This window comes from Caulobacter sp. B11, from assembly GCF_002737765.1.
Lineage (GTDB): Bacteria > Pseudomonadota > Alphaproteobacteria > Caulobacterales > Caulobacteraceae > Caulobacter.
On sequence record NZ_PEGG01000063.1, the window covers coordinates 1 to 11144 of the forward strand.

Here is an 11144-nt window from a genome sequence, read left to right on the forward strand (position 1 = left end):
TCCCCCTTGTCGCCCACCAGGCTGGACAGCCGGCCGATCAGGGCGGGGGTGTCGCGGGTCTCACATTCCCAGACGGTCTCGGCCCGCCATCCGGCCTCCTCCAGGGCCCGCAGGTTGCGCAGGTCGCGCGCCCGGTTGCGCTCGACCTTGGCCAGCCAATAGTCGCGGTTGGCCTTGGGCACGCGCGATCCGCGCGGGCAGTCATGACCGTGCCAGAAGCAGCCATTGACGAAGATCGCCAGACGGCGGCCCGGCATGACGATGTCCGGCGTGCCCGGCAGGTCCTTGCGATGCAGGCGATAGCGAACGCCCAGCTCGGTGAGCAGTTTGCGCAGGGTCCGTTCAGGCGTGGTGCCGGTGCTCTTGACCTGCGCCATCACCGCCGAGCGCTTGGCCTTGTCGAAGACGTCGGTCACGGCCAGGACAGGGTCGGGCCTGGGGCGGGAAGCGGCCCGGGCGAGGGGAGCATCAGAGGCTGGGCGGCCATCCCGCCCAGCCCGCATCCGACGACGCCGATCCGCACCGGACGGACGCCGTCTGGCCTAGAGTCCGTCGAACAGGGCTGTGGACAGATAGCGCTCGGCGAAGCTGGGGATGATGGTCACGATCAGCTTGCCGGCATACTCATCGCGCGAGGCCAGGTCGAAGGCGGCGGTCAGGGCCGCGCCCGAGCTGATGCCGACCGGCAGGCCCTCGCTGGCGGCCGCGCGACGGGCCATGGCGAAGGCGTCGTCATTGCTGACCTGGACGATCTCGTCGATGACCCCGCGGTCGAGGATCCCCGGCACGAAGCCGGCGCCGATGCCCTGGATCTTGTGCGGGCCGGGCGCGCCGCCCGACAGCACGGCCGAGGCCTCGGGCTCGACGGCGACCATCTTCAGCGACGGCTTGCGCGCCTTCAGCGCCTGACCGATGCCCGAGATGGTGCCACCGGTGCCGACGCCGGCGACGACCGCATCGACGGTCCCGGCGGTGTCGTTCCAGATTTCCTCGGCGGTCGAGACCCGGTGGATCAGCGGATTGGCGGCGTTCTCGAACTGCTGGGGCATCACCGCGCCGGGGGTGGCGTCAATGATCTCCTGGGCGCGGGCGACGGCGCCGCGCATGCCCTTCTCGGCCGGGGTCAGTTCCAGCTTGGCCCCCAGCAGCAGCAGCATCTTGCGGCGCTCGATCGACATGCTCTCGGGCATGACCAGGATCAGCTTGTAGCCCTTGGCCGCGGCCACGAAGGCCAGGGCGATGCCAGTATTGCCGCTGGTCGGCTCGACGATGGTGTCGCCCGGGGTCAGCAGACCCTTGGCCTCCAGATATTCGACCATGGCCACGCCGATGCGGTCCTTGACCGAGGCGAGCGGGTTGAAGAATTCCAGCTTGGCCAGGACCGTGCCCTTGGGCTTCAGCGCGGCGGTCAGGTTGGGCAGGCGCACCAGCGGGGTGTCGCCGATGGTGTCGATGATCGAGTCATAGATCTTGCCGCGACCCGAGCGCTTGAACCGCGCGGCGTCATAGGTGGAGGAGGCGTCGTCCATGGAGAATCTCGCTTGTCGGTTGGGGCTAGCCCCTTGATCCGGGCCACCTTAGGCCGAGGGACCGGAGGTGTCAGGGGGTCATTCGGCGGCGACGGATGCAGTTTTCCTGAGGGCGAGGGGGGCAAGAAGTCGCTCGCCCAGCCAGCGCACCACCGGAACCGCCACCCCGTCGCCGATCACATGCAGACCGGCGGTCTGGCTGGCCGGCAGGCTGTAGCCCTCGGGCAGGCCCATCAGCCGCGCCCCTTCGCGCGGCGACAGCAGCCGCGAGCGCACCTGGCCGCCTTCGATGACCAGCAGGGTCTGGCGCGAGGAGCCGCCGCGCGGCGTGCGCAGGCAGCCGGCCAGGCCGTCGAACCGCACCTCGGCCCTTTGATCCTGGCCGCGCATGCGCCGGAACACCGCCCCGACCGCGCGGCCTCCGTCAGCGACTTTTTGATCGACGGCGGCGCGATGGGCGGGGGCCATCAGGTCGAGCAGGGCCTCGGTGCGGGCGACGTCATGCCAGCGGGCCGTCGCGTCGGGATCGAGCAGGGCGGCCAGGTCGCTGTTGCGGGTCGGCGGCGCGGCAAGGCCCCACCAGACCCAGGCCTCGCGCAGCGCGGGCGGCAGCCGCTCATGGGCCTGGCGCACGGCGCGACTGTGGAAGACGCTCTCGCCGGACAGGCCGTTGATCGGGGCGCGGGTGGCCACGACAAACACCCGGGGCCGCGACTGCGGGGTGAAACGGGCCGCGTCGATTTCCAGGACCCCGAAGCGATAGCCCTGGTCGGCCAGGGCCTGGCACAGGGCGGTGAAGTCCGCGCCGCCATGCGAGGTCAGCAGGCCGACGACATTCTCGATCACCACGCTGGTCGGGCCGCGCCCCTCGGCGCTCAGGGCCTGCATCAGCTTCCAGAAGCCGAAGAAGGCCGACGAGCGGCCGCCGCTCAGTCCGGCCCGGGCTCCGGCCAGGCTGAAGTCCTGGCAGGGGCTGGAGGCCCAGGCCAGGTCGGCCTGGCCGGGCAGGTCGGCGGGGGCGATCTTCCAGACATCGCCCTCGTGGAAGTGACCCTCGCCGTTCTGTCGCCCGGCGTCGGCGAAGTTGGCGCGATAGGTGGCGGCCTTGGCCGGGTCGAAGTCATTGGCGAAGGCGCAGGTCCAGCCCTCGCCCAGGCCCAGCCGCGCCATGCCGCCGCCGGCGAAAAATTCGTAGAAGCTTGGAGGGCGTTCCGATTCATCGCCGGAGAGTCTAGCGTGAGCCGCCAGCCCGAGGATAGCGCCGCCATGACCCGCTTCGCCGCCAGCCTTTGCATGAGCCTGCTGCTCGCCGCCTCGCTGGCCGCCTGCGGCGAGGCGCCGATGGGTCAGTCGGAGGGCGTATCAAGCGCCCCGGCCGACGCCCCGGCCTCGGTTCCGCCGGTCGCCGACTTCAGCGGCGACTTCGATCTGGTCGGGACCGAGCCCTTCTGGAACCTGAAGATTCGCCCGGGCGGCATGAGCCTGACGCGTCCCGATCATGGCGAGGTGGTGGCGGCCAATCCAGGGGCGGTGACCGTCGATGGCGCGGGTCAGTGGACCGCGACCGGCATGGCCGTGGTTCTGACGCCCGAGACCTGTTCGGACGGCATGTCCGACCGGACCTATGACTACATGGCGCAGGTGACGATCAACGGGGCCGTGCTCAAGGGCTGCGGCGCGCGCCCGGCCGACCTGGCGGCCCAGCCCAGGCCCTAGCGGCCGACGTCCATCGTTTCGATCATCGACTGTTGGTGCAGGGACTTGTGGGCGCCGGGGGTGGGGATCAGCAGGCCCAGGGTCACGGCGACCAGGGCGGCGAAGGAGAAAAGGGCCTTGGCGGCCATGTCGAGGTCTCGATGCGTAGCGGCCCGGAGGGAGGAGGGCCTTGTTCCGCAACTCAATTGGTTACGAACACCCCGCCCACAAGGCCAATCAACATCATGACGAAAATTTAACAGCCCGGACGCGGTGAGCGCCCGGGCTGTCAGAGTCAGTTCGATCAGTTCGGATCGATTTTTAGAAGATTTCGAACAGGCCGGCGGCGCCGCGCTGAAATCGCGTGAGCGATTTCAGCCACTTTGAGTGATGGGCGCCTCTTGTCCGTCCTGATCGAAATCAGAAGATTTCGAACAGGCCGGCGGCGCCCATGCCGCCGCCGATGCACATGGTCACCACGCCCAGCTTGGCGCCGCGACGCTTGCCTTCCATCAGCAGGTGGCCGGCGCAGCGGGCGCCGGTCATGCCGAAGGGGTGGCCGATGGCGATCGAGCCGCCGTTGACATTGTACTTTTCCGGATCGATGCCGAGCTTGTCGCGGCTGTAGAGGCACTGCGAGGCGAAGGCTTCGTTCAGTTCCCACAGGTCGATGTCGTCGACCTTGAGGCCGTGGCGCTCAAGCAGGCGCGGCACGGCGTAGACCGGGCCGATGCCCATCTCGTCCGGCTCGCAGCCGGCCACGGCGAAGCCGCGGAAGGCGCCCAGCGGGGTCAGGCCGCGACGGGCGGCCTCGGCGGCTTCCATCACCACCACGGCGGCGGCGCCGTCCGACAGCTGGCTGGCGTTGCCGGCGGTCACGAACTTGCCTTCGCCCATCACCGGCTTGAGGCTGTTGAGGCCTTCGAGCGTGGTTTCCGGACGGTTGCACTCGTCCTTGTCGACCACGTAGTCGACCAGGCTCTCTTCCTTGGTTTCCTTGTTGACCACCTTCATCTTGGTGGCCATCGGGACGATCTCGTCGGCGAACAGGCCGGCGGCCTGGGCGGCGGCGATGCGCTGCTGGCTGCGCAGGGCGTATTCGTCCTGGTATTCGCGGCTGATGTTGTAGCGCTTGGCCACGATGTCGGCGGTGTCGATCATCGCCATCCAGAGGGCCGGATGGGTGCCCATCAGCTTCTCTTCGGTGATGTGGAAGCGGTTCATGTGACCGCCGCCCTGCACCAGGGAGATCGACTCGACGCCGCCGCCGATGGCGACATTGGCGCCGTCATTGCGGACATAGTTGGCCGCCGTGGCGATGGCCTGCAGGCCCGAGGAGCAGAAGCGGTTGATGGTCTGGCCCGAGACGGTGACCGGCAGGCCGGCCCACATGGCGGCGTTGCGCGCCACGTTCATGCCGGTGGCGCCTTCGGGGCCGCCGCAGCCCAGGGCGACGTCTTCGACTTCGCCGCCATCAAGGCCGGCGCGCGAGACGGCGTGCTGGATGGCGTGACCCGCCATGGCGGCGCCGTGCGTGTTGTTGAAACCACCGCGGTTGGACTTGGCCAGACCGGTGCGGGCGTAAGAGACGATGACCGCTTCGCGCATTGGGCGCTTCTCCCCGTTAAACGTTAGTTTGAATTGGCGCGCACCCTAGACCGGGATTTCCCCGAGCGAAAGATCACGCGAACGTAAAGCGCCTTGACCGGGGCCTCCGGCGGACGGACCCTTCTGATCAACGATAAGATAGGGGAGGAACGACCATGGCCGATCATGCCTATGATCTGGTGCTGCGCGGCGGCCGGGTGGTCGACGGCTCCGGGGCGCCGGGCTTCCTCGCCGATGTCGGCATCCGGGACGGTCTGATCGCCGCCGTCGGCCCCGGTCTCGCGGCGGGAGCCGAGGAGATCGACGCGGCCGGCCGCCTGATCACGCCGGGCTTTGTCGACATCCACACCCACTATGACGGCCAGGCCACCTGGGATCATCGGATGACGCCATCCTCAGGCCACGGCGTCACCACGGTGGTGATGGGCAATTGCGGGGTCGGCTTCGCCCCCTGCCGGCCGGAAGACCGCGACCGCCTGATCCGGCTGATGGAGGGGGTCGAGGACATTCCCTTTCCGGTGCTGACCGAAGGCCTACCCTGGACCTGGGAGAGCTTCCCCGACTATCTCGACGCGCTTGAGGCGCGGGCCTTCGACGTCGACATCGCCGCCCAACTGCCGCACGCCGCCCTGCGGGTCTATGTGATGGGCGAGCGCGGGGCCAATCGCGAGCCGGCGACGCCCGCCGACATCGCCGCCATGGCCGCCATCGCCCAGCGGGCGGTCGAGGCCGGCGCCCTGGGCTTTTCCACCTCGCGCACCCTCAATCACCGCACCAGCGACGGCCAGCCGACCCCGACCCTGACGGCCGGCGAAGACGAGCTGACCGGCATCGCCATGGGTCTGGCGGCGGCCGGCAAGGGCGTGCTGCAACTGGTCTCGGACTTCCACCCCGACGGCCTGGCCGAGCTCGCCATGGTCCGCCGGATCGTCGAGGCCTCAGGGCGGCCTTTGTCGTTCTCGCTGGTCCAGAGCCCGCATTCGCCGAGCGGCTGGAAGGCGATGCTGGCGGGGCTGTCGGCCGCTGTCGACGCCGGCCTGCCGATGAAGGCCCAGGTCGCCGGCCGGCCGGTTGGCGTGCTGTTTGGCCTGGAGCTGACGCTCAACCCGTTCAGCCAGAGCCCGGTTTTCGCCGAGATCGCCCGGGCGTCGCTGGCCGACAAGGTCGCCGCCCTGTCCGACCCAGGCTTCCGCCAGCGCCTGCTGGCCGGGGACGGCGAGGGCGCGGGGCCGTTCACCATCCGCAGCCTGCGGGCCTGGGACAATCTCTACCCGATGGCCGACTCGCCCGATTACGAGCCGACCGCCGACATGACGGTCGCCGCTCGCGCCGCTGCGTCGGGACGCGACCCGGCCGAGGTCGCCCTCGACGCCATGCTGGAGAACGGTGGGCGCGGCATGCTCTACAACCCGTTCCTGAACTATGCCGACGGCTCGCTGGATCCCAGCTTCGCCATGCTCAACCACCGCGATACCGTGCCCGGCCTGTCGGACGGCGGGGCCCATGTCGGCATGATCTGCGACGGCAGCTTCCCGACCAGCAACCTGACCCACTGGACCCGCGATAGGACTCGCGGTCCGCGCATCGCGCTGGAGACGATGGTGGCGATGCAGACCCGCGACACCGCCATGACGGTCGGCCTGATGGATCGCGGCCTGATCGCGCCGGGCTACCGGGCCGATCTGAATGTCATCGACTATGAGGGCCTGTCGCTGGAGGCCCCGTCGGTCGCCTATGACCTGCCGGCCGGCGGGCGACGCCTGACCCAGAAGGCGCAGGGCTATGTGGCCACGATCGTCGGCGGCGTGGTCACCTATCGCGACGGCGACCCCACCGGGGCCCTGCCGGGCCGGCTGGTGCGCGGAAGCCAGGCCGCGCCCATGGCCCTGGCGGCGGAATAGCCTATTCCCCGAAGCCCTCGCCTTGGCGTCACCGGCGCCAGGCGGATCAGCCGCGAGTCCGCGACCGCCGCCTGGCGGTGCTTGACGTCCTCGCGATAGCCGGGGTCGGTGACCATGGCCAGGAAGGCCCCGGCATTGGGATATTCGGCGATGAAGGCCAGGTCCCAACGCTCGTCGTCCGGGCCGGTCACCACCGTCTCGGGCCGACCGGCCCAGATCTGGCGTCCGCCCAGGCTCTGGAACAGCGGCGCCGTGGCGCGGCCATAGGCGCGATAGGCCTCCAGGCCCGACAGGCCCTTGCCGTGGTCGGGGTGATCGGCCGGATAGTCGGCCACGGCCTTCAGGCGCACCAGGTTCAGCATCTGGATCGGGGTGTCGCGCGGCAGGGCCTTGAAGGCGTTGAACTGCTCGCGGGTCGGATCGATGCTGGACATGGGGCGGCCTTTAGCGGGGTAGGACGGTCAGGCCGTCGGGAAGCTCGTTGGTGTCGCCGGCGCGCGGCGGCATGTGCTGGGCCAGGATCGCGCCGGTGCGGGCCACGGCGGCGATGAAGCCATCGGCGACCTTGCCGCGCTTCATGCCGGCGACGACGTCGGCGACCACCTCGTCCCAGACCGCGTGCGGCGCGGCGGCATAGATGCCCTCGTCGGCGATGACCTCGACCCGGTGCTCGGCCAGGGCGGCGAAGATCAGCACCCCGGTGCGGTCGCGGGTGCGGTGCAGGTCCTTGGCCAGGAACAGGTCCATGGCCGCGCGTCGCACCTGGGCGACCTTGAGGCCGCGGGGCGTCAGGGCGCGGCGGATCGGCGGGATCGACACCACCAGGGCCGCGACCACGAACACCGCCGCCTGCAGGCCGACATAGGTGATCAGCGCCGACAGGATCGCGCCGTCGACGGCGCTGGCATGGCCGACCGTCCAGCCGCCGAACAGGGCGGTCAGCATGGCGGGACGCAGGCCGGCCAGCAGGGCCAGGGCCGGCAGCAGCAGGGCGATGGCCGCCGCCCAGATCAGGGGCGTCTCGACGTCGGTCGACACCTCTGGGGCCACGACACAATAGATCTCGCCGGAGGTGGTGGCCTCGGCCCGGGCCACGGCCTCGGCGACACGGGCCTGGTCGGCGTCTGAAATCCTGATCATCACCAGTCCCCGAGGATCCGCCGCCGCCGAACGAGCCGCCGCCGCCGCTGAAACCACCCCCGCCGCCGCCGCCAAAGCCGCCGCCGCCGCGTCCGCCGCTGTTGAGCAGGCCGTTGAGGATGATCCATGGCAGGGCCGAGCCCAGGCCGCTGCGATCCCGTCGCCCGCCGCGCAGCATCCGCATCAGCAGGAAGAGCACGAAGATGCCGATGAAGATCAGGACGATCGGCGGAAAGTCGCCGCCCTTGTCGGACTCCTGAACCGTGAAGGCCTGTGCCGCCCTGGCCTTGGCCTCGTCCTCGGGCAGGCTCAGCTGGGTGACCAGTTCGTCGGCCCCGGCCACGACGCCGCCCTCCAGGTCGCCGGCCTTGAATTTCGGCAGCACGGCCGACTGGATGATCACGCTGGACAGGGCGTCGGTCAGGATCGGCTCCAGGCCGTAACCGACCTCGATCCGCACCTTTCGTTCCTTCGGCGCCACCAGCAGGATGACGCCGGTGTTCTTGTCTTTCTCGCCGATCCCCCAGGCCCGGCCCAGGCGATAGCCGTAGTCCTCGATCTCGTAGCCCTGAAGGTCGGGCAGGGTGGCGACGACCAGCTGGCGGCCGGTGGTCTGCTCCAGGCTCGCGAGCTTGGCGGTCAGGTCGGTCTCGGCCTGGGGCGAGAGGATGTTGGCGTTGTCGACCACCCGGCCGGTCAGGGGCGGGAAGGTCGGGTCGGCGAGGGCGGGGGCGGTGAATAGCAGGGCGATGGCCAACCCAAGCCCGCTCATCCCCGCGAAAGCGGGGGCCCAAGCCGAGGTGATCGTCACACAGCCGCGCCTCAGAAATGCGCTCAGCTTGGGTCCCCGCTTTCGCGGGGATGAACGGCTACGGTGCACGCTACTGAGCCGGCTTCGGGGCCGCCGCCGGCGGGGCGCTGAAGTCGACGCTGGGGGCCGACTGGGCGCTGGCGGTGGCCTGGAACAGCTGGGCCGGCTTCTGGTCGCTATAGACAGTCTTGGCCCACAGGATGGTGGGGAAGGTGCGCAGGGTCTTGTTGTAGATCAGGGCCGTCTGGTTGTAGTCGCGCCGCGCGATGGCGATGCGGTTCTCTGTGCCCTCCAGCTGGCTCTGCAGGGCCAGGAAGTTCTGGTTCGACTTCAGGTCGGGATAGCTTTCCTGGATCATCATCAGCCGACCCAGGACGCCCGACAGCCGGTCCTGCGAGGCGGCGTATTTCTCGAAGGCGACAGGGTCGGTGATGGTCGAGGCGTCGACCTTGACCTGGGTGGCGCTGGCCCGGGCCTCGGTCACCGCGGTCAGCACGTCCTTTTCCTGGGCCGCATAGCCCTTCACCGTCGCCACCAGGTTGGGGATCAGGTCGGCGCGGCGCTGGTACTGGTTCTGAACCTCGGCCCAAGCGGCCTTGGTGTTTTCGTCGCGGGTCGGGATGGCGTTGATCCCGCAGCCGGCCAGGACGGTCGACAGGATCAGGATGGGGGCGAGGCGGGCGATGGTGCGAAGCATCCGCATGGAAGTCCCTCGGGCTCTGTTTGGATCCGGCGACGCCGCCGGTCGGTCGAGGGGCACACTAACGGCGCCCCTCGACACGATGCAACGACCCAGCGAACGCCGTTCCCGGCGCCCCTAGAGTCCCGCCTCGGCGAAGGCCGCCTTGCGCGGGCCCATATAGCCAAACAGCCAGGCGGCGACCTTGCGGATCTGGATCTCCTCGCTGCCCTCGGTGATCCGGTAGCGGCGATGGTGGCGATAGATGTGCTCGAAGGGTTTGTGGCGCGAATAGCCGATGCCGCCATGCACCTGCATGGCCCGGTCGGCGGCCTCGCAGACCAGGCGATTGGCCTGGTAGTTGCACATCGACACCTTGTCGGAGAGGCGTTTTTCCACCTCCGGCTTGGTCATCTGGTCCATTTCCCAGGCGGTCTTGCGGATCAGCAGGCGCAGCATCTCGGCGGTGCTGGCCAGCTCGACCAGTGGGAACTGGATGGCCTGGTTCTCGGACAGCGGCTTGCCGAACGGCTTGCGGACCCGGGCGTACTTGACGCTCTCTTCTATGCAGAAGGTCGCCGCGCCCAGGCTGGAGGCCGCCTGGCGGATGCGGTTTTCGTGCACGAAGTGCTGGGCCAGGGCCAGGCCGCCGCCCTCGGGACCGAACATCGCCGTATCCGGCACCCAGACGTCGGTGAAACTGACCCGCGGGTGGTCGGTGGGCATGTTGAAGGTCCAGAGATATTCCTCGATCTTCACGCCCGGGCCTCGGCGGGCACCAGGAAGGCGGTGATGCCCCGGGCCGCGCCGTCCTCGCCGCTGGTGCGGGCGAACAGGCAGCAGTGGGTGGCGGCGTGCATGCCGGTGGTCCACATCTTCTCGCCATTGATCCGCCAGCCCTCGACGCCGTCGACGGTCTCGCGCACCGCCCGGGTCTCCATGAAGGTGGCGTCCGAGCCATGGTCGGGCTCGGTCAGGCCAAAGGTCGGGCGAAAGGCGCCGCGGTCCAGCATGTCGGTGATCAGGGACTGCTGGTCGGGCCGGCCGAAGTCGCGGATCATCAGCACGAACGGATTGTTGCCGACGATCGAGTGCTCGTTCTGCAGGTCGTTGAACAGGCCCAGGCCCTTGGCGGCCAGGTTGGCGGATCACCGCCATCCACAGGTTGGAGCCGCCCTGGCCGCCGAATTCCTTCGGCAGGGCGAAGCGGTAGTGGCCGCGGCGTCGGCCAGCTTGCGGGCCTTGGCCAGAAGCGCTTCCCAGTCGTGGCGGGGCAGGCCGCCGGCGTCCCAGTCGGTTCGGGCCCATTCGCGCGGTGGGTCGAAGAAGCGCTCATTGTCATCGCGCGCCTGCAGCGGCGCGATCTCGGCCTCGATGAAGGCGTCGAGGGTCGCCAGATAGGCGGTCAGTTCCGGCGGGAGATTGAAGTCCATGGCGCGTCTCCCTGCATTTTTTCGGAAGCATGATCCGGCGGGAAGGCGCGCCAAGGCTGCCGCTTCGGAAAGGACGGGAAGGGCGAGCTTAACCCGGTCTTGATATCCTTTTGGCAGGGTGGCCGCATGATCACCCTGGCCATCTGCGCCGTCCTGGGGGCCGCGCTTGGACTTTACGTCAAGCCGCGCTGGCTGGGCGTGTTGGCGGGCGCCGTCCTGGTGGCCACGGTCGAGGGCTCGGTCCTGCTGCTGATCGAGATGATTTCGTCGCAGCCCAATCGCGAACTGTTCATCGGCCGCCTGCAGGCCGTGTTCGGCGAGGGCGTGGTCGGGGCTTCCGGCGCGGTC

The 11144-nt window shown here is 69.3% G+C and carries 9 protein-coding genes and 4 pseudogenes; 3 read left to right on the forward strand and 10 right to left on the reverse strand.

Annotated features, from left to right (window positions below):
• The 3 genes from CSW58_RS04080 to CSW58_RS04090 all read right to left on the reverse strand — a co-directional run.
• The coding region (locus tag CSW58_RS04080) for a very short patch repair endonuclease (protein ID WP_099446413.1) at positions 1–416 on the reverse strand (416 nt) is incomplete at its 3' end.
• A 126-nt stretch (positions 417–542) separates the two neighbouring features.
• Entirely contained in the window at positions 543–1529 is a 987-nt protein-coding gene (cysK, locus tag CSW58_RS04085; protein WP_099446414.1) for a cysteine synthase A, read from the reverse strand.
• A gap of 78 nt (positions 1530–1607) precedes the next feature.
• Positions 1608–2699: a DNA cytosine methyltransferase gene (locus CSW58_RS04090; RefSeq protein WP_099446415.1), complete on the reverse strand. Its 1092-nt coding sequence runs from the start codon at positions 2697–2699 to the stop codon at positions 1608–1610.
• Between the two features lie 66 nt (positions 2700–2765).
• On the opposite strand from CSW58_RS04090, the gene CSW58_RS04095 reads away from it, so the two are divergent.
• A complete protein-coding gene (locus CSW58_RS04095; RefSeq protein WP_369825068.1) occupies positions 2766–3245 on the forward strand; it encodes a COG3650 family protein in 480 nt (159 codons plus the stop codon).
• On the opposite strand, the gene CSW58_RS15640 is transcribed toward CSW58_RS04095, so the two are convergent.
• Together CSW58_RS15640 and CSW58_RS04100 are read right to left on the reverse strand one after the other, a co-directional pair.
• Entirely contained in the window at positions 3242–3373 is a 132-nt protein-coding gene (locus tag CSW58_RS15640) for a hypothetical protein (RefSeq protein WP_255406541.1), read from the reverse strand. The genes CSW58_RS04095 and CSW58_RS15640 overlap by 4 nt on opposite strands.
• A gap of 271 nt (positions 3374–3644) precedes the next feature.
• The gene (locus CSW58_RS04100; RefSeq protein ID WP_099446416.1) at positions 3645–4832 is read right to left on the reverse strand and encodes an acetyl-CoA C-acyltransferase; all 1188 of its coding nucleotides are present in this window, start codon (positions 4830–4832) and stop codon (positions 3645–3647) included.
• A gap of 155 nt (positions 4833–4987) precedes the next feature.
• On the opposite strand from CSW58_RS04100, the gene CSW58_RS04105 reads away from it, so the two are divergent.
• Positions 4988–6733, forward strand: coding sequence for an amidohydrolase family protein (locus CSW58_RS04105; protein WP_099446417.1), 1746 nt, complete (start codon positions 4988–4990; stop codon positions 6731–6733).
• 1 nt (position 6734) lies between these two features.
• Here CSW58_RS04105 and CSW58_RS04110 read toward each other — a convergent pair.
• The 5 genes and pseudogenes from CSW58_RS04110 to CSW58_RS04125 all read right to left on the reverse strand — a co-directional run bounded on the left by CSW58_RS04110 (position 6735) and on the right by CSW58_RS04125 (position 10796).
• A pseudogene (locus CSW58_RS04110) lies at positions 6735–7167 on the reverse strand (DUF1330 domain-containing protein).
• Positions 7168–7177: 10 nt separating this feature from the next.
• Positions 7178–7873, reverse strand: a complete 696-nt coding sequence (locus CSW58_RS14905) for a TPM domain-containing protein (protein ID WP_236627640.1) — start codon at positions 7871–7873, stop codon at positions 7178–7180.
• 1 nt (position 7874) lies between these two features.
• Positions 7875–8645 (reverse strand): annotated as a pseudogene (locus CSW58_RS14910) (YgcG family protein); the annotation flags it as partial.
• A gap of 109 nt (positions 8646–8754) precedes the next feature.
• Positions 8755–9387 carry a LemA family protein gene (locus tag CSW58_RS04120; RefSeq protein ID WP_099446419.1) on the reverse strand — a complete coding sequence of 211 codons (633 nt, stop codon included), beginning with the start codon at positions 9385–9387 and terminating at the stop codon, positions 8755–8757.
• A gap of 114 nt (positions 9388–9501) precedes the next feature.
• Positions 9502–10796, reverse strand: a pseudogene (locus tag CSW58_RS04125) (acyl-CoA dehydrogenase family protein).
• Positions 10797–10922: 126 nt separating this feature from the next.
• Between CSW58_RS04125 and CSW58_RS04130 the strand changes: the two are divergent.
• Positions 10923–11144, forward strand: a pseudogene (locus CSW58_RS04130) (hypothetical protein); the annotation flags it as partial.